The 17,535-nt window shown below is 57.8% G+C and carries 15 protein-coding genes and 1 tRNA gene; 9 read left to right on the top strand and 7 right to left on the bottom strand.

Annotation, left to right across the window (positions count from 1 at the left end; genetic code table 11):
* The first annotated feature begins 60 nt into the window (after nt 1-60).
* From J1C59_RS07105 to J1C59_RS07095, 3 genes are read left to right on the top strand one after another with little or no spacing between them, the layout of a single operon-like run.
* Nucleotides 61-606, top strand: a complete 546-nt coding sequence (locus J1C59_RS07105) for a GNAT family N-acetyltransferase (protein ID WP_140916865.1) — start codon at nt 61-63, stop codon at nt 604-606.
* Complete coding sequence (locus J1C59_RS07100; RefSeq protein WP_128084516.1) at nt 603-1,757, top strand: amidohydrolase; 1,155 nt, start codon at nt 603-605, stop codon at nt 1,755-1,757. The genes J1C59_RS07105 and J1C59_RS07100 overlap by 4 nt, the downstream gene beginning before the upstream one ends.
* Nucleotides 1,754-3,061 (top strand): MmgE/PrpD family protein, encoded by a 1,308-nt coding sequence (locus J1C59_RS07095; protein ID WP_128084517.1) that lies wholly within the window; start codon nt 1,754-1,756, stop codon nt 3,059-3,061. The genes J1C59_RS07100 and J1C59_RS07095 overlap by 4 nt, the downstream gene beginning before the upstream one ends.
* Before the next feature lie 4 nt (nt 3,062-3,065).
* Here the strand turns inward: J1C59_RS07095 and J1C59_RS07090 are convergent, their stop codons facing one another.
* The 4 genes from J1C59_RS07090 to J1C59_RS07075 are packed head-to-tail and all read right to left on the bottom strand — an operon-like array spanning nt 3,066 to nt 7,935.
* Nucleotides 3,066-5,351 (bottom strand): molybdopterin-dependent oxidoreductase, encoded by a 2,286-nt coding sequence (locus J1C59_RS07090; RefSeq protein WP_140916866.1) that lies wholly within the window; start codon nt 5,349-5,351, stop codon nt 3,066-3,068.
* Between the two features lie 31 nt (nt 5,352-5,382).
* Complete coding sequence (locus J1C59_RS07085) at nt 5,383-6,144, bottom strand: amino acid ABC transporter ATP-binding protein (protein ID WP_128084518.1); 762 nt, start codon at nt 6,142-6,144, stop codon at nt 5,383-5,385.
* Nucleotides 6,137-7,060: an amino acid ABC transporter permease gene (locus J1C59_RS07080; protein ID WP_128084519.1), complete on the bottom strand. Its 924-nt coding sequence runs from the start codon at nt 7,058-7,060 to the stop codon at nt 6,137-6,139. Before J1C59_RS07080 ends, J1C59_RS07085 begins: the two co-directional genes overlap by 8 nt.
* The gene (locus J1C59_RS07075; protein ID WP_242281389.1) at nt 7,057-7,935 is read right to left on the bottom strand and encodes an ABC transporter substrate-binding protein; all 879 of its coding nucleotides are present in this window, start codon (nt 7,933-7,935) and stop codon (nt 7,057-7,059) included. Before J1C59_RS07075 ends, J1C59_RS07080 begins: the two co-directional genes overlap by 4 nt.
* A 697-nt stretch (nt 7,936-8,632) precedes the next feature.
* Here J1C59_RS07075 and J1C59_RS07070 point away from each other — a divergent pair.
* The gene (locus tag J1C59_RS07070; RefSeq protein ID WP_128084521.1) at nt 8,633-10,558 is read left to right on the top strand and encodes a methyl-accepting chemotaxis protein; all 1,926 of its coding nucleotides are present in this window, start codon (nt 8,633-8,635) and stop codon (nt 10,556-10,558) included.
* 348 nt (nt 10,559-10,906) lie between these two features.
* Here J1C59_RS07070 and J1C59_RS07065 read toward each other — a convergent pair whose 3' ends face one another.
* The gene (locus tag J1C59_RS07065; protein WP_128084522.1) at nt 10,907-11,167 is read right to left on the bottom strand and encodes a hypothetical protein; all 261 of its coding nucleotides are present in this window, start codon (nt 11,165-11,167) and stop codon (nt 10,907-10,909) included.
* 404 nt (nt 11,168-11,571) lie between these two features.
* Here J1C59_RS07065 and J1C59_RS07060 point away from each other — a divergent pair, with 404 nt between their 5' ends.
* The gene (locus tag J1C59_RS07060; RefSeq protein ID WP_128084523.1) at nt 11,572-12,270 is read left to right on the top strand and encodes an RluA family pseudouridine synthase; all 699 of its coding nucleotides are present in this window, start codon (nt 11,572-11,574) and stop codon (nt 12,268-12,270) included.
* 12 nt (nt 12,271-12,282) lie between these two features.
* On the opposite strand, the gene J1C59_RS07055 is transcribed toward J1C59_RS07060, so the two are convergent.
* The gene (locus J1C59_RS07055) at nt 12,283-12,822 is read right to left on the bottom strand and encodes a DUF2058 domain-containing protein (RefSeq protein WP_128084524.1); all 540 of its coding nucleotides are present in this window, start codon (nt 12,820-12,822) and stop codon (nt 12,283-12,285) included.
* A 151-nt stretch (nt 12,823-12,973) separates the two neighbouring features.
* On the opposite strand from J1C59_RS07055, the gene J1C59_RS07050 reads away from it, so the two are divergent.
* From J1C59_RS07050 to J1C59_RS07040, 3 genes are all read left to right on the top strand, one after another.
* Nucleotides 12,974-13,606, top strand: a complete 633-nt coding sequence (locus J1C59_RS07050) for a TetR/AcrR family transcriptional regulator (protein ID WP_128084525.1) — start codon at nt 12,974-12,976, stop codon at nt 13,604-13,606.
* A gap of 82 nt (nt 13,607-13,688) precedes the next feature.
* Nucleotides 13,689-15,071 carry a D-arabinono-1,4-lactone oxidase gene (locus J1C59_RS07045; RefSeq protein WP_140916867.1) on the top strand — a complete coding sequence of 461 codons (1,383 nt, stop codon included), beginning with the start codon at nt 13,689-13,691 and terminating at the stop codon, nt 15,069-15,071.
* Between the two features lie 12 nt (nt 15,072-15,083).
* Nucleotides 15,084-15,914 (top strand): glycosyltransferase family 8 protein, encoded by an 831-nt coding sequence (locus J1C59_RS07040; RefSeq protein ID WP_128084526.1) that lies wholly within the window; start codon nt 15,084-15,086, stop codon nt 15,912-15,914.
* Nucleotides 15,915-15,985: 71 nt separating this feature from the next.
* Here the strand turns inward: J1C59_RS07040 and J1C59_RS07035 are convergent, their stop codons facing one another.
* Nucleotides 15,986-17,107, bottom strand: coding sequence for a Gfo/Idh/MocA family protein (locus J1C59_RS07035; RefSeq protein WP_140916868.1), 1,122 nt, complete (start codon nt 17,105-17,107; stop codon nt 15,986-15,988).
* Between the two features lie 330 nt (nt 17,108-17,437).
* Between J1C59_RS07035 and J1C59_RS07030 the strand changes: the two genes are divergently transcribed.
* Nucleotides 17,438-17,513 (top strand) — tRNA-Asn (locus tag J1C59_RS07030).
* The last annotated feature ends 22 nt before the right edge of the window (nt 17,514-17,535 follow it).

Here is a 17,535-nt window from a genome sequence, read left to right as displayed (position 1 = left end):
TTACTCTTCTCCTCCGGCTGAATTAATTCACTCTACGCAGCGCAATTTTCGGAAAATAACATGCAACTCGATTTTCGCCAGGTCAGAGAGGATGAAGCCGATGTTTATCTGGCTCTGATGCATGCTGCTTATGCGCCCGTTAAAGCGCTGGGCATTAAATTTGATGCCGCCACCGCTGACCGCGCGATGGCACTACACCATCTGCAGAGTCATGGCGTGTATGCGCTCTATGCAGACGAGAAGATGGTCTCTTCAGCCACCGTTCGCTATCCCTGGGGACCGCTGCCTGGCCCCTTTGGCCTGCCACATATTGGCTGGTTTGGCGCGCATCCTGACTATCCCGGCCAGCACTTTGGTCGCCAGGTGCTGGAGTGGATCGAACAGGAGATTCTGACGGGTCAGCTGCGCGCCCCGGCAGTCTCTCTGGGCACGGCCACCAGCCATCCGTGGCTGCAGGCGATGTACCTGAAGCGCGGTTTCCAGCCGATGCATACCCGCGATCTTGGCAAAGGCCATATCACCCTCTATATGAAAAAAATTCTGGATCCGGCGGCACATGATGTCTGGTTACGCCGTCAGACAGCAGAACAAGGGAGCGCACCATGAGCATCACTATTTCCGCCACATTAGACGATCAGCTAATCGCATTCCGTCATGAACTGCATCAGTTTCCGGAATTATCGAATCAGGAGTTCGACACCACAGCCCGCCTGCGCGCGCAGCTGGAAAAGCATCAGATACGTATTCTCAGTCTGCCGCTGAAAACCGGCCTGGTCGCAGAGATTGGCGCGTCAGCAGGCCCGCTGATTGTTCTGCGGGCCGATATCGACGCGCTGCCTGTTGAAGAGCAATCTGGCGTCAGCTATCGCTCACAGCGTCCTGGCGTGATGCACGCCTGCGGACACGATTTTCACAGCGCGGCGGCACTGGGCGCGGCGATCCTGTTAAAGCAAGAGGAAGAGAATCTGCCCGGTCGGGTACGGATCCTCTTTCAGGCCGCGGAGGAGACGGGCCAGGGTGCGCCGGAGGTGATTGCCAGCGGGGCATTAAACGATGCGCTGGCGATTTTCGGTATTCATAACGATCCGTCCCTGCCCGCTGGCGTCATTGGCTCAAAAGCCGGGCCGCTGACCGCCGCCGTCGACCGCTTTGAGATTGCGATTAGCGGCACTGGCAGTCATGCCGCTAAGCCGGATCAGGGTAATGATCCCATCGTTATTGCGGCCCAGATTGTTGCTGCTGCGCAGACGCTGATCAGCCGCAATGCCCCTTCTGCTGACAACGCCGTGGTCTCTGTCACCCAGATCCACAGCGGCAGCACCTGGAACGTCATCCCGGACAGCGCCTGGCTGGAGGGCACCGTTCGGACATTTTCACAATCAACCCGGCAGCGCCTTGAGCAACGCTTCCGGACGATTGTGGCGGGCATCGGGGCCGCCTTTGATGCACAGATCAGTTTTAACTGGCACGCCGGGCCACCTTCGGTGGTCAACGATGCGCACTGGGTGGACGTGGCTTTACAGCAGGCGGAGCGCAGTGGATTTGAAGCACGCGTGGTTGAGGCGAGTCCGATTGGAGAAGATTTTGCCTTCTACCAGCAGCGGCTGCCAGGCGCTTTTATGATGGTGGGTACCGGTGAACCCTATGCGCTGCATCACCCTGCTTTCCGGGTTAATGATGAGGTGCTGATCCCCACGGCGCGCTATCTGGCCAACCTTGCGCGGGCGGCACTCAGCTCAGCGGGGCGTCCCCAATGAACCTGACTGCGGCGCTGGCTGCCGCGATCCTCGACGGTCAGCCGGATGCCGCCGCGCACGAGCATGCACGCGAAGGCATCCGGGATTTTCTGGCAGTGAGCTGGCCGGTACTCCAGGGCAAGGTGCCGGATAGTGGCTTACCGGCTCTTCGTCACCTCTGGCAGGATCGTAGTTTGCGTTCGCAGGCGCTGCTGCTGGGCTATGCGGGACATGCGCTGGACTACGACGACTTTCATGCTGATTTCCGCGGTCATCCCAGCGTAGTGATCCTGCCTGCGCTCTTTGCCTGGCAGCAGTATCAGCCCAAACGCCCTGAGCAGTTTCTGGATGCCTACGTTACCGGTGTGGAGATGGCCGGTCGTCTTGGGCTGGCCGCCACTCAGCAGCACTATGCACAGGGGTATCACAATACAGCAACGCTGGGCACCCTTGCCGCGGCGGCGGCGCTGGCACGCCTGCTGGAGATGGAGAGAGAGGCTACGGCCACCCTGCTCGGCATTGCGGCGACCCAGGCCAGCGGTTTACGGGCGCAGTTTGGATCGGCGGTAAAACCGCTTCATGCAGGCTTCGCCGCTGAACGTGCCGTAACGGCGGCTCAGCTTACCCTGGCCGGATTCGATGGCCGCCAGCAGGGAGTTATTGAAGCCTTCCTTGCCGCCAGTAGCGCAGGTCAGGCGCAGCCGGAGACGGTAATTGAAAACTGGGGCAGCCCCTGGCGAATCATTACGCCAGGACTGGAGTTCAAACCCTTCCCGACCTGCGCGGGCACCCATAGCGCGGCAGAAGCCGCCCGCATTCTGCGTCAGCAGTGGCTGGCGGCGGGCAAATCTCTGGATGCCCTGCTCAGCCAGATCGTTGAGATCACCGTTGCCTTTCCACCGGGCGGTGATATTGCCGCCTCAATCCGGACGCCGGCTAACGGCATTGAAGCGCGATTCAGCCTGGAATATGTGATCGCCGCCATGCTGATTTATGGCGACCTGCGCCTGGAGGATTTCGCCGAAGGCAATCTCAATCAGCAGGTGATGCCGCTGGCCAGCCGCGTACGGCGGACGCCGGATGAGACTGCGCCGCCGGATGCCCTTAATCCTGCCCTGCGCTTTCATGTGGTCACGCTGAGGCTTTCGGATGGCACAACGCGGCATCAGCGGCGGACGCGACAGGCATCGCTGGCGGAAGGCGTGGATGTCAACAGCAAGCTCCACCGGGCGCTGGATGACGCGCCGCCCGAACTCCTTGCTGCTGTCAGTGCCCTGCGGTCAGCAGCCGACCTGCAGACGCTGACCGGAGCACTGAACCGCTAGTCTGCTATTGCGGGGGCGTGAACGCCTGAACGGGCGTAATCTCCCCGGCGAACTTTCTCACCTGGACGACGGTAATCTGTCCGCTGCATCCCTGTGTGAGCGAGGAGGTAGCGATATCCATCGTCAGCACATTAGGATTTCCGTGACGGCATAGCGGGCGGGCCGCGGTGGGATCCACCGGGTCGTACCAGGCGCCGGTGGGCAGCTGAACCACACCGGGCATAATGGTGTCGGTGAGACGGGCGCTGGCGAGCACATGACCCCGATCGTTAAAGAGTTCGATGATGTCCCCCTCCGCGATCGCCTGCGCGACCGCATCGGCCCGGTTCAGAGTGCAGACTTCACGACCGCTCCGCTTGGTGCTCTGGCTGTAATCGCCAAAATCGAGCTGACTGTGCAGCCGTGAAGCAGGCTGGTTAGCAATCAGCCAGAAAGGATAGCTGGCACTGGGCTTTTGCTGCGGCTCGCGCCATACGGGATGACCGGGACAGTCGTGATATCCAAAGCTGGCGATTACCGCGGAAAAGATCTCAATTTTTCCGTCTGGCGTTGGCAGCGGCGCGGCGTCGGGGTCGTCACGAAACGCCCTCATCATGCGGCCACCATCCTTTACCTGCGGTAGCTCCAGCACGCCCTGCTGCCAGAACTGGCTGAAGTCGGGCGTCTGTATCGCATGAGCCGCCAGTTTTTCCTGCAGCTGACCGTAGAGATGCTGTAGCCAGTCACGCGCATCGCGCCCTTCGCTGAACGCCGATTCCCTGCCCAGACGCCGGGCCAGGTCACGGAAAATCGTATAATCATCCCGGGCTTCGGCATAGGGCGCGGCCACGGGTTGCATGGCGACTAAATGGCGATCGGTCGGCGCACCACCGATATCCTCGCGCTCCAGCGTCATGGTGGCAGGCAGAACGATATCCGCATGGCGTGCCGTGGCAGTCCAGGCGCTCTCGTGAACGATCAGCGTGTCCAGCTGGCAGAATGCCTGGCGCAGCCGCGCCAGATCCTGATGATGGTGAAACGGATTGCCACCTGCCCAGTAGGCCAGCCGGACATGGGGATAGGTAAGCTGACGACCGTTGTAGTGAAATCGGGTACCGGGATGGAGTAGCATGTCGGCGATACGGGCCACCGGAATAAAGCGGTCGATGCCATTTTTACCCTGCGGCAGGGCTGGAAAACTGACCAGATTGTGATGCTTGCCATAGTGGCCGAGCGCCCCTAAGGCATAGGTGTATCCACCACCGGGCAGTCCCGGTTGTCCGAGCGCTGCCGCCAGCACCAGGCCAAGCCATACTGGCTGTTCACCATGCTCAGCACGTTGCAACGCATGAGCTACGGTGATGAGAACGCGCTTGCCGTGAAGCTGCCGCGCAAACTGACTGATGATGTCACTGCTGACGCCACAGATCGCGGCCGCCCACTGCGCGTCACGGACGATGCCATCCTCCTCACCGCGAAGGTAAGCGACCATCTGCGGCCAGCCGACACAGTAACGCGCCAGAAACGCCTCATCAGTCAGCGATTCCGCAATCAGCACGGCCAGCAGTCCGAGCATAAATGCCGCATCCGTGCCGGGCCGCAGTGCCAGCCACTCGCCCTGCGCCTCATCAGGCAGATCGCTTTTCAGCGGACTCACTGAGATAAAACGGGTTCCGCGCTGGGCGGCACGCTCTATAAAACCGCGCTCGGTATGCTCACTCAGGCCGCCGCTGGCGACCTGCGAATTCTTCAGCGCCAGACCGCCAAACGCCAGAACGACTTCACTGTGCCTGGCAATCTCTTCCCAGCTGACGCCACGTCGTGCGATCTCGTTCATGTCACCGATAATATGCGGCAGCAGGACCGAGGCCGCACCGGAACTGTAACTGTTGACCGAACGGACATATCCCCCCATCACCGTATTCAGGAAACGGTGCACCTGGCTTTGTGCGTGATGAAAGCGGCCTGCGCTTGACCAGCCGTAAGATCCACCAAAAATGCCTTCCGGACCATAAGACTCTCCGACCCGCTGAAGCTCCTGTGCCACCCGCTGACTGGCCTCTTCCCAGCTCACTGCGACATATTCGTCCGCTCCGCGACGCTCATCCGGACCTGGCCCGTTTTCCAGCCAGCCACGGCGTATCATCGGCTGCGCGACGCGAGCCGGATGATTCAGTGCCTGACGAAAGTTCTGCAATAGCGGACTGGGATCGGGATCGCCACGAAAGGGTTCAATCAGCAGTTGATCGTCACTGTTCTGGACGTGAAAAGCGCCCCAGTGAGCGCTGTGCATTACCGGTTTCTGCGTCATGCTGATTCCTGATTACCCTGAAAGACGGTGCTCAGCGCACCGTTGCAATGAAGTTTCTGACCCGTCCGTTGTCTGGATCGTCGAGAACCTGCTGCGTCGGGCCGGCTGCCACAATCCGGCCATTCTCCATAAACACAATGTTGTCGGCGACCTCACGGGCAAAGCCGATTTCATGGGTGACAACTACCATCGTGATACCGGAATGTGCCAGTTGCTTAATGACCTGCAGCACCTCCCCCACCAGCTCAGGATCAAGGGCGGAGGTCGGCTCATCAAACAGCATCACGCCGGGATCCATCGCCAGTGCGCGGGCAATCGCCACGCGCTGCTGCTGACCACCAGAGAGATTCTGTGGCCACTCATCTTCGCGGCCAGAGAGCCCCACCTGCTTCAGCAGCGCCAGCGCTTTGGTGGTGGCCTGATGGCGACTCTGCTTTTTCACCCGCATCGGCGCATCAGTGATGTTCTGCAAGACGGTACGGTGGGGAAACAGGTTGAACTGCTGAAACACCATGCCAATTTCTGCACGCTGACGGGCAATCGCACTGCTGCTGAGTTCATGCAGCGCCTGACCTTTTTGCCGGTATCCCACCATCTGGCCACCGATGCGGATTGTTCCGCCATCCAGCTTTTCGAGATGATTGATACAGCGCAGCAGCGTCGATTTACCGGAACCGGATGGCCCCAGGATTACCGTGACCGATCCGGCAGGGATATCGAGGTTAACCTCATCAAGAATGGTGACACCGGAGAAGCGTTTGGTGACTTTGCGCAGTGCGATTGCTTCAGCCATTGCTCACGCTCCTCTGGGTTTTGGGAAGTGGAGCACGCGCTAATGACGCAAACAGGCTTCGCCTCTCCCGTCGCGTCACACCGCGACCAAAGTAGCGTTCGACATAATACTGACCGACAGAGAGTACGGAAGTCATCAGCAGATACCACAGCGTGGCGACCAGCAGCAGCGGTATCACTTCATAGGTGCGCTGATAAATAATCTGCGCCGAAAACAGTACATCCTGCAGCGAGATGACCGAGACCACGGCGGTGGTTTTCAGCTGGCCGATAATCTCATTGCCCGCCGGGGGCAGGATGGCGCGCATCGCCTGAGGTAAGACGGTATGGCGGAAAATCTGCGCCGGGCGGTAACCCAGGGCGCGAGCGGCTTCAATCTGCCCGTTGCCCACGCTCTGGATACCGGCACGCACAATTTCAGCGGCATACGCAGACTGATGCATCACCAGCGCGATGACCGCCGCACTGAACGGACTGACCAGTGCATTAGACTGCGCACTCCAGATTTCCCCCCACCCCGGAATGGACAGCGCGATTCGGGGATAGAGGGCGGCAATGTTGTACCAGAGAAAGAGCTGCACCAGCATCGGCACACCCCGGAAGAACCAGGTGTAAGCCCAGCTCACCCCAGCCAGCACAGGGTTTGAGGAGAGGCGCATCAGCGCCAGCACCGTGCCAAAGGCGAACCCCAGCACCACCGATATCACGGTGAGCTGCAGCGTCATGATGACACCCTGCAGGATAGAGGGCGCCGTAAAATTTTCCGCAATCACCCCCCACTCAAAACGCGGGTTGTTAATCATCGAATGTGCCATCGCCACCACGCAGAACAGCACCACCAGCGCACTCAGCCAGCGTCCGTAGTAGCGTTTGCCCACGATTTTCAGGTCGTCAGTGTGGTCCGGAATCTCGCTCATTTAAAAATCTCTTCATTGCGCCGCGCTTCGGTTACGGCACCGAATCCGATTCCCCAGTTATCGAGGATTTTCCGGTAACTGCCATCTTTGATTAACGAATTCAGAGCCGCCTGCACGGCTGGTTCCAGCGGGGAGGCTTTTGGAAACGCTACAGAAACCGGTGCATCGCTGACGGTGATTTCGCCGCTCATGGTCAGCGGTTTGATCACTTTGGTCTGCCACAGCAGCCCCTCATAAGGGCCGAGGAAGAATGGAACCCGCCCGCTGACCACCGCCTGCACGCCAGCCGGACGATCCGGGAATATCGCGACCCTGATCGGTGGCTTACCCGCTGTCTCACAGGCTTTGCTGGCCTCTTCCAGCCGCATCACCTGGGTAGTGCCGGAGCCAGCGCCAACCTCTTTGCCGCACACATCGTTCAGGGATTTAAAAGGCGTTACACCCGCATCTTTGCGGGAGATAATGCCCAGCAGACTGGCGCTGTAGTAACCGACGAAGTCGATCTGTTTCAGGCGGGCTGGCGTGGCATTGATGTTTGACAGCGCGACGTCATAACGTCCGGTTTTCAGACCGGGAATAATATTGTCAAAGCCGCCGGTGTCGCGCCACTGCACGGCGATACCCAGACGCTCACCTACCGCATTCATGATGTCAATTTCACGACCGGCCAGCGTTTTATTATCTTCTTTATAGAAGGTCGTCGGCGGTGTGTTGGGATTGGTTCCTGCCACGATGTAACCCCGTTTGAGAATATCAGCAGGCAGCAGGCTCTTCAGCGCCGGATCCGCGTTAACATGCACGCTGCTCTCCGCAGGCACTGAGGGTTCGGCGGCAAAGCTGGCCTGTGCGCTGAGCGCCAGAGCTAACACGGACATTCCTTTTATAAATTTCACTGGAACCTTTCTCCTGATAGTTAAACTGTTCCCCCCAGAGGGAAAAATGATCGTGACCGTTCAGCGCTGAAAGTTTGATTAAACGAGGAATTCAGCACTTTTATCATTCTCGTAACCTTCGATTGTCATTCTCAGTGAAGACCGACGGCGATCACAAATGCTAAAAATGGCACTCCTTTGCTGAAATCCGGTAATAGCGAGGTGGCGCTGTTTTAAGCGGAGCGGACAGGCTGCAAATAAAGGCACAGATCCCGGCAATAAAGATCAAAAGAAACAATAACGGGTGCGGAGCTGGGGAGTTCACTGCATTAAAAGGCTAAAGATTAAGATCCTTATCATTATATTGATAAGTATCGCTGAAATCTTTTATCCCCTGCGCTCCATTTTTACACTTAATGTTGATTAAATTGATCATGATCAATGTTTTTAAAACGGTCTTAAAAATGTATTAACTTAGCTGTGCCACCCTTAAATAAATTATTATAAATCATAAATTTAAATAAAGAATGGATCCACTGGCAGACAGTTAACCTCGCCGTTAAACCCTGGGGATCTCATTAATAAATTTACCGGCTTAAAGGTAAATAAACTTAAAGGTTTTTTGATAGCGGACGATAAGAAGATCAGCCTTAAATTTAATCATTTTTCTGTTCTCTGCTTATCACTAAAGGTAAAACCTATGGGCCTCTCTCAACGCATCTCTGATATTAAAATCGGAAAAAAACTGGGCGCCGGATTTATTCTCGTCATCGCGGCTTCGCTTGCTATTACCTTTATGGCTTTCGACTGTTTCCGCAGTATCAAAGACAACTCCGCCCGGCGAACGGTGACGGTCGAGATGGTCAACACCCTCAGCAAGGCGCGCCTGAACCGCACCCTTTTCCAGTACACCAAAGATCCTAAGTTTGCCGCGCTGAACGTTCAGGCGCTGAACGAGCTGGAAACCCTCTATAAACGTCTTTCTGCCTTTGAATGGGATGAAACCGGCCAGCAGAAAGTCACCGCAATGGGGCAACTGCTCGATCAGTATCTGAAACAGCGCGAGAAGTTCGTGGCCTCCGCTCAGTCAACCAACCGCGATCTGGAATTAATTAAAACCGACCAGCTGAGTGCCGTGGCGCATCAGCTCGAATCGCTGGATCTGGCTCAGACGCCTGATGCCGCGCTCCCGGTTTTCCGCCTGGCCGCTGCGTTATTCGACGTGGTGAATACGGAAAAAACGTTTCTGGCACAACCCTCCGAGGCGGGCCGTGACGCGGTCATCGACAAATATACTGTCATCACCACCCTGAGTGAGCAGCTGAACGGCTTCAACCAGCCGGCGATCAACGATCTCACCCGCGCCGTCCTTACCATGCTGGCCCAGCAGCGCCAGCCGGTTACGCTCTACCTCGCAGCTGCAGAGAAAGAAAAAAGCGACTCCGCAGAACTGACCACCAGCGCAGAGCGACTTAACGCCGCGGTATCCGATATCTTTGCCTTCCAGTCCCACTCTTCCGCCGCCTTTATCAAGCTGGCCCAGTGGCGCATTGGTTTTGCGTCACTGATTTGTGTCGTGATGAGTCTGCTGATTGCGTGGCTGATTACCCGCAGCATTACACGTCCAATCAAAGAGACACTGAATGTGGCCCAGCGCATTGCCGAAGGGGATTTAACCACCTCGCTCAACAGCTCGCGGGGAGATGAGTTGGGCCAGCTGATGCAGGCCGTCGATGATATGAGCACCAGCCTGCAGACCATCATTACCAAAGTACGGGATGGCGTCAGCAGCGTGGCACGCGCCTCAGCCGAAATTGCGGCAGGCAATACCGACCTCTCCTCCCGCACCGAACAGCAGTCTGCCGCCGTGGTGCAGACGGCAGCCAGCATGGAAGAGCTCTCCTCTACCGTGAAGCAGAATGCGGAAAACGCCCATCATGCCAGCCAGCTGGCGACGGACGCGTCGGTTAATGCCGGACGCGGCGGGGAAATTATCCGCGACGTGATCACCACCATGAACAACATCAGTCAGAGCTCAGGCAAAATCGGCGAGATCATTAACGTCATCAACGGCATCTCTTTCCAGACCAACATCCTGGCGCTGAACGCCGCTGTTGAAGCCGCACGTGCCGGTGAACAGGGCCGCGGTTTTGCGGTAGTGGCCGGAGAAGTGCGTAACCTTGCCCAGCGCAGTTCGCTGGCTGCGAAAGAGATCGAAACGCTGATCCGCGAGTCACTCGATCGGGTGCATGATGGTTCTGACTATGTGGAACGCGCCGGAACGACCATGAATGACATCGTGCGTTCGGTCAGTCAGGTTAAGGATATTATGGGTGAGATTGCTGCGGCTTCGGATGAGCAGAACCGCGGTATTTCCCAGATCGCCACCGCCATGGCGGAGATGGATTCCACGACTCAGCAGAACGCTGCGCTGGTGGAGGAGTCATCCGCAGCCGCCACGTCTCTGGAATCTCAGGCCGATGAGCTGGAAAAAACGGTCGCGGTATTCCGCCTCTCGGCGGTGCAGCACAGCATCAGCCGGGCTGCGCCAGTCGTAACGCCACGCCTGGTGCCCGCCATGCCGGCAGCTAAAGCCTCGTCAGATGCCGGCTGGGAAAGCTTCTGACGGCAGGTCAGGCCGCTTTTTGCATCAGCCGCCCGCCAGCCCTGCAGAAATGCGGCTGGCCGGGATCGCTTCCCCGCCTGACACGTCTCTGATGAACAGGCACGTCTGCGAAGATGCAGTTGAAGTGAACGTAATGGTTGTTGGTGAGAGCTGAAACCGTCTGGCCAGCGTCTGAAGAGGTTCTGTGAGGGGCCAGGCTCAGGTAAGAAAAGGCAGTGTGGCTGGAGGAGTGTCGTCCCTGACAGTTTCTCCGGCCGGTATACGCTCTCGCGCAACCGATGAGGTCGTCCGCTTCGTCGTTTTCCGGCCGGAGCCGGACTACGTCCACTGGCGTCAGTTCAGTTGCTGCTAGTTCAGTTCGTCGTTCAGGCCTGCAAGTGTCTGCAGGTACGGCACCTGCTGTTGAGCAACCGTCGGTGACTTAAAACTACTCAGCCAGCTTCTGGCCTCGGAGATTTGCGCCAGCCGAGACGGGTTGCTTTCAGATTTCGCCATGTAACCCAGCTGAGTAAAGAGTGTTGCGATACTGATTTCTTTTTCACCCAGGGCAAGGCTAAGTGCCGCTTCACCAATAATGACGTGGCCTTTCTCGTCGTTTTGAATTAACACAGAAAATCCTCCATTAGGTACGAATTGATGACAACCTCACCAGAGACTGTAGTCGTAAAAAGAAGAACTGCCCGAATAAATCACTAATAATCGCGTAACCTGCTGAACAAATGTACTTAATGTTTTTTCCGGATTGTTCTGTTTGTCGCGCTCCGCTCTGCCTGTCAGACTTGCTGATTCTCCAGCTTGCGGGCACCCCCATGAAACTTTCTGTTCTTCTCACGCTGCTGGCGGCGACGGTCTGCTCCGTTGTGACAGCTTATGGCCACCTTGCCTCGCAGCCCGTGAGCGTCTCCGTGGTAACCGAAAGCGACGGATCCTGATCGGAGCGTCACGGCCTGACGGCATCGTCATGGGCCCGGCAATCGGGTATGATCCGCTGCCCTTTTCCTGCTGGTTGCCCGATGTCTGCCATTAACGATACGTTCATTGCCCCGCCCTGTGATGCGGCGATTACCCTGATTTTTGAGGATGCGCATCTGCTGGTTATCAATAAACCCAGCGGGCTGCTGAGCCTGTCCGGTAAAAATCCGCTTAATCTCGACTCCGTGCATCACCGGCTGGTGGCACGTTTTCCCGGCTGTACGCTGGTTCACCGGCTCGACTTTGGCACGTCCGGGCTGATGGTGGTGGCACGCAATAAGGCGATTAACGCAGCGCTCTGCCAGCAGTTCAGCCAGCGTGGCGTCAGCAAAAGCTATCAGGCCCTGCTGTGCGGCCATCTGGCCGATGATGATGGGGTGATTGAGGCCGCGATAGCGAAAGATCCGGCGCAGTTTCCCAGAATGGTGATTTGTGCAGTCGCAGGTAAACCCGCGCGTTCACGCTATCGGGTCATGGAGCGGGGATTTTTTCCGGGGAATGGCAACGGGGAATTGCCGGTGACACGGGTTGTGCTGACGCCGGAAACCGGACGCACCCATCAGCTGCGCATTCATTGCCAGCAACTGGGCCATCCGATTCTGGGCTGCGATCTCTATGGCGGCAGGTTACCGCCGGGTGCAGAGCAGGCAGCGCGGCTGATGCTGCACGCCAGCGAACTGACGCTGACGCATCCGGTCAGCGGCGAACGCATGACGTTCTCCGCGCCCAGTCCGTTCTGACCCGCCCGGGCCTTACCACATCAAATCGTCCGGAACTTTGAAGTCCGCATAGGGATCATCTTCGTCCTCAGCCTCTTCACTCAGTGCGCTGTTTAAGACGATGGCGCTGGCATCACGCTGGGCGATTTTGTCCGCCACGCTGGCCGGGATAATAGCGTACGGGTTTTCACCCTCTTTCTCCCCCGCCAGACGGGCGATGGCGAGACGGCCATTGATCAGCTGAGTCTGCGTCGGCTTATCGACCATGATCTTTTTGATCAGGTTGTTGTCGGTGAAGTTAAAGCTGATGGTGCCGCGCGAAACCTCGATTCTGTTCATTTCGATCAGCTGTTTGATCTGCGCCCGGTACTCTTTCGAGAGCACCGCCAGCTTCTGCTGCTCATTCAGCTGCTTATCCCGCTCAAGCTGGGCCTTTTTGTTATCTTCCACCGCCGCCCGGGCTTCGCGGGCCTGAACCCTGGATTTTTTCGCGGTCCGCTTAACCTTATCCATCTTTTTGCTGGATACCAGTCCCGCTTTCAGCATCTGCTCCTGCAAGGTGAGTTTTGTCATTGTCGTCTCTGAACCTGTGAAATTATTCCCCGGATTATACCCGTAATCGTCCGGACTGTACCAGGCTCCCGCATTTACGGCCCCGGCGATAGCGGGTTCCCCCTGCACACTGTGCTACCATTCCCCGGTCAAAATTATCCTGTTGAGCACCATGTCTGAATTAACAAAACGTAAAAATGACCCTGAAGGGCTGAAGAAACGCATCATTGCCGGCGCACTGAAAACCTTCGCGGAGTTCGGGATGCAGGGCGCCAGGCTGGAGCAGATTGCCGAACATGCGCAGACCACCAAACGCATGGTGGTGTATCACTTTGGCAGCAAGGAACAGCTCTACATTGAGGTGCTGGAACAGGTTTATCAGCAGATTCGCCAGCATGAAACGGGTCTCAATCTGGCGGCGATGGAGCCGGAGCTGGCGATGACGCGCCTGGTCGAGGCGAGTTTCGATTATCACGTCGCCCATCCCGATTTTATCCGGCTGGTCTGCAGCGAGAACCTGCTGCGCGGCCGCTACATCACCCAGTCGCCGCAGATTAAAACCGTTAACCGCAGCGCGCTCGATCTGCTGGATGACATCCTGTCGCGCGGCCAGCAGCAGGGGATCTTCACGACCGACGTCGAAACTCTCGATGTTCATCGCCTGATCAGCAGCATCTGTGTGCATCATGTCTCAAACCGCTATACCTTCAGCGCCCTCTTCACGCCGGACAACAGCGAAGAGGAGAGTATCCGGCGCAATCGTCAGCTGGCTGTCACTGCCACACTCCGCTATATCCGCAAATAATAGTGCGCGGCCCGGGCTCCGCTTACTCATGGTCTACGCTTAGTAAATCTATGTCATTAAACCATGTAAAAGGAACGCTGTTGTGAGCAGAGACGCACGCCTCTATCCGCTTCGCCAGACCCATGTTGAACCCGACGATGATGCGCTGTGGAACTGGGCGCAGAATGCGCAAATCGGCACACGCAACCAGGTCCGCCGCCCCGCCAGCGAAGCGGAGTTACAGAAGTTAATCCAGTCGTCACGCGGTCAGATTCGGGTGATTGGCAGCAAGCTTTCGCCGGGCCGCATGCTGAACGTCGGCAAAGACGATTTGCTGCTTGATCTCAGCGCATTGCGCGGCCTGATTGCCAGTGACGACCACAGCGTCACCTTTGCGGGCGCGACGCCGCTGGAGCAGGTTTATCGCCGCCTGACCGACATGAATCGCATGCTGGCGTCGTCACCAGGCGTCATTGCGATTCAGACGCTGGCCGGTGCGATGGCAACCGGCACCCACGGGCAGGGTTTGCAGCAGAGTTCGATAGCCGATGAGGCGCTCTCCATACGGATGGTGCTGGCCGACGGCAGCGTACGCGAGTTTGTGCGCGGCGAGGCCGATTTTCCGGCGGCGCAGGTGTCGCTGGGCGCGCTGGGGATCGTGACGGCGGTGACGCTGCGCACGCAGCCGTTCCGCATCTTCACCTGCCACAAAAATGCCGTTTCTGCCGATACGCTGGAAGAGGATCTGCTGCGCTGGAACGACGACTACATGCTGAGCAAAGCCTGGTGGTTTGTGGACGACAACCTGATGCACGTCTGGAACGCGCACGAAGCCAGTGATGAAGAGCGTCAGCGCTACGAAGAACAGGGCCGTCAGGTGGTGGAACATGAGGGTGAGGTCGACGAAAGCCTCAATGACACCATCGATCAGACGCTGGCGCACATGCACCGCGATACGCAGATTCAGGGCAAGGGCGGCAAGCAGTTTCGCACCGTCACCCGTTTCCGCGACTTCACTGATGTAACCGGGGATATCTACCAGCTCTTCTGCCGCGGGATTGCGGTGCCGCAGATCAACGTGGAAATCGGCGTGCCGCTGGCGAAAACGCCCGCCATTATCCGCCGGATCAAGGCGTGGTATGCGGAGAATCGTCCGCACATGCACTACCCGATTATCCTGCGCTGCACCGGCGCGTCATCCGCATGGCTCAGCCCGGCGGCGGATCAGCCCACCTGCTTCTTTGGCTTTGTGGTCTATTACGCCGACGACGGTTCGCTGTCGCAGGAGGGGCTGCACTTCCTGACCGAAGTGGAAAAACTGCTGGCCGAAGAGGGTGGCCGCCCGCACTGGGGCAAATATTACGATGAAAAGCACTATAACTGGCGTGAGCTCTATCCGCAGTGGGACGCCTTCCGCGCCCTGCGCAGCCAGCTCGATCCTCAGGGTCGGCTGGGCAATGACTACATCACGCCACTTTTTGACTGACTGAGGAACACTATGTTTGCCTGGGTAACGCTGTTAACACAACCCGATTATCTGGTGGGCGTCAAAGCGCTGCACCGTTCGCTGCAACAGAGCCAGAGCGCGTGGCCGCTGGTGGTGATGACCACGCCTGCGATTTCTGAGGCTGACTGTCAGATCCTGCAGGATGCGGGCTGTGTGATTAAACCGGTCGAGCCGCTCTACCCGCGTGACGACCTGGCGCAGCATTACGCGTCGGCGCAGTTCGGTGAAGTCTGGACCAAACTGCGCGCCTGGCAGCTCACCGATTATCAGCGCGTGGTATTTCTGGATGCCGACATGCTGGTGCTGAAAAACATGGATGAGCTGTTTAGTCTGGATCTCGGAGAGAATGCGCTGGCTGCCTGCCATGCCTGCCGCTGCAATCCGAATAAGATCGCCTCTTATCCGCCAGAGTGGCAGCCCGAGCAGTGCCATTATACCTGGCAGGCGCGCGGCGAAACGGCCCCTGCGGAGCTGGACGTCTATCTGAATGGCGGTTTTCTGGTGCTTGAACCGGATAATGCGGTGTTCGATGAGCTGGAAAAGCGTATTGCCGACATTGACGATCTCAGCGCCTATCCCTTCTCCGAGCAGGATCTGCTGAATGAAGTCTTTGCCGAACGCTGGAAACCGCTCTCTTATATCTACAACGCCCTGAAAACGCTGCCGTTCCAGCACAGCGGTCTCTGGCAGGATAATCAGGTGAAGAACCTGCACTATATTCTGGCCAAGCCGTGGAAACGCGATCTCAACCAGCCCGAAACTGAGCGTGACCGCTTTTATGCGCTCGACAGACTCTGGTGGGAAAAAAGCGGCCTGATCTGATGCACACGGCGGGAGACCCCGGTTTCCCGCCCTGCCCGCCTGAATCCCCTTTTGCTTTTTCGTGCCGGCTGTTACACGCTGGTCCAGCGGCGCTGCTCCGCAGACTGCGCAATGGCTTCCAGCACTTTCTGAACCTGTAAACCCTCCGCAAAGTCAGGCCACATCCGATCACCCGCCGCGATGCCGTTGATCAGGTCGCGGATCTCTACCGTTTTCTGATCGTTAAAGCCGATGCCATGTCCGGCGGAGACGCAGAAACTGGCGTAGTCCGGATGAGCAGGCCCGGTCAGCAGCGTTTTAAACCCCTGTCGCCCCGCAGGCTCATCATGCAGATAGAGTTCCAGTTCGGCCATGCGTTCCTGCGTATAGCGCAGCGTGCCTTTGGTGCCGGTAACAACATAGGTCAGTCCCATTTTTGCCCCGCAGGCGATACGTGAGGTTTCAATCACCCCGTGCGCCCCGTTGCTGAACCGCAGCAGCGCGCTGGCCTGATCCTCGTTCTCTACCGGCAGCCGCTCTCCTGGCGCTTTCGGATCCGGCCTTGAGGTAATGACGGTCATCATGTCGCCGCTGACCTCTGCAATCTCGCCCACCAGATAGTGCGCCATGTTAACGATATGCGCCGCAAGGTCGCCCAGCGCGCCCAGTCCCGCCAGCGCTTTCTGGCAGTGCCAGTCGAGCGGCGTTTCCGCGCGGGCAAGGTAATCTTCATTATGGGTGCCGTAGAAATGCACCACCTCACCGATCTCGCCCCCCGCGATAATCTCTTTTGCCAGCTGGCTGGTCGGGTTTTTCATGTAGTTAAAGCCGACCAGGGTTTTGACCCCGGCGGCCTGCGCGGCCGCCACCATCTCCTGCGCATCCGCCACGCTCAGGGAGAGCGGCTTCTCTGAATAGACATGCTTACCGTGCCGTATCGCCTCCAGCGCCATCTCTTTGTGCAGGAAGTTCGGTGCGCAGATGTCCACCACGTCAATGGCCGGGTCGCTGACCAGCGCGCGCCAGTCGCCCGTCGAGCGGGCAAAGCCAAAGGTTGCGGCCTGGCGGGCCGCCAGCTCAGGATTCACCTCGGCCAGCATCTCCCGCACGATTTCGCCTTTCAGCGCAAACACGGTCGGGGCCTGTGCATAGGCTATCGCGTGGCAGCGCCCGATGTAGCCGCTACCGATCATGCCGATTCTGACTCTGTTCATTTCAACTCCGGGAATTCAGTTCAGGTTGAAATGAAATCTACGTTTCGTCTCTGCGGCTGACAAAGCCGGAAACAGCAGTTTGTGACGGCAGTAAAAAAGTATCCGTTAAAATCACGCCTGATGCCGTCTGACAAGCGTCGTGCCGCGTCAGAACACCTCATAAACACCTCAGTTTTTCCGCCGGTTCCGGCAGTTTTATCAGCCGGCTGAGGCGCACTTTGCGGGCTTTGCGCGCCGAAGTGGCGACTATTTCAGCAGTCAGAAAGATTTATGAAAAAGAGCTTTGACATGACCAGGCGGGGCCGTTACTATGCGCCCCGTTCAAACGATTCCTCTGTAGTTCAGTCGGTAGAACGGCGGACTGTTAATCCGTATGTCACTGGTTCGAGTCCAGTCAGAGGAGCCAGATTCGAGAAACCCGCTCAGGG

Source organism: Pantoea deleyi (assembly GCF_022647325.1).
Lineage (GTDB): Bacteria > Pseudomonadota > Gammaproteobacteria > Enterobacterales > Enterobacteriaceae > Pantoea > Pantoea deleyi.
This window is presented reverse-complemented; position numbering and strand designations above follow the sequence as displayed.

Excerpts from the sequence above, each read along its gene's own strand:
- J1C59_RS07105 (WP_140916865.1), top strand. The coding sequence starts at position 61 with ATGCAACTCGATTTTCGCCAGGTCAGAGAGGATGAAGCCGATGTTTAT.
- J1C59_RS07100 (WP_128084516.1), top strand. The coding sequence starts at position 603 with ATGAGCATCACTATTTCCGCCACATTAGACGATCAGCTAATCGCATTC.
- J1C59_RS07095 (WP_128084517.1), top strand. The coding sequence starts at position 1,754 with ATGAACCTGACTGCGGCGCTGGCTGCCGCGATCCTCGACGGTCAGCCG.
- J1C59_RS07090 (WP_140916866.1), bottom strand. The coding sequence starts at position 5,351 with ATGACGCAGAAACCGGTAATGCACAGCGCTCACTGGGGCGCTTTTCAC.
- J1C59_RS07085 (WP_128084518.1), bottom strand. The coding sequence starts at position 6,144 with ATGGCTGAAGCAATCGCACTGCGCAAAGTCACCAAACGCTTCTCCGGT.
- J1C59_RS07080 (WP_128084519.1), bottom strand. The coding sequence starts at position 7,060 with ATGAGCGAGATTCCGGACCACACTGACGACCTGAAAATCGTGGGCAAA.
- J1C59_RS07075 (WP_242281389.1), bottom strand. The coding sequence starts at position 7,935 with ATGTCCGTGTTAGCTCTGGCGCTCAGCGCACAGGCCAGCTTTGCCGCC.
- J1C59_RS07070 (WP_128084521.1), top strand. The coding sequence starts at position 8,633 with ATGGGCCTCTCTCAACGCATCTCTGATATTAAAATCGGAAAAAAACTG.
- J1C59_RS07060 (WP_128084523.1), top strand. The coding sequence starts at position 11,572 with ATGTCTGCCATTAACGATACGTTCATTGCCCCGCCCTGTGATGCGGCG.
- J1C59_RS07055 (WP_128084524.1), bottom strand. The coding sequence starts at position 12,822 with ATGACAAAACTCACCTTGCAGGAGCAGATGCTGAAAGCGGGACTGGTA.
- J1C59_RS07050 (WP_128084525.1), top strand. The coding sequence starts at position 12,974 with ATGTCTGAATTAACAAAACGTAAAAATGACCCTGAAGGGCTGAAGAAA.
- J1C59_RS07040 (WP_128084526.1), top strand. The coding sequence starts at position 15,084 with ATGTTTGCCTGGGTAACGCTGTTAACACAACCCGATTATCTGGTGGGC.
- J1C59_RS07035 (WP_140916868.1), bottom strand. The coding sequence starts at position 17,107 with ATGAACAGAGTCAGAATCGGCATGATCGGTAGCGGCTACATCGGGCGC.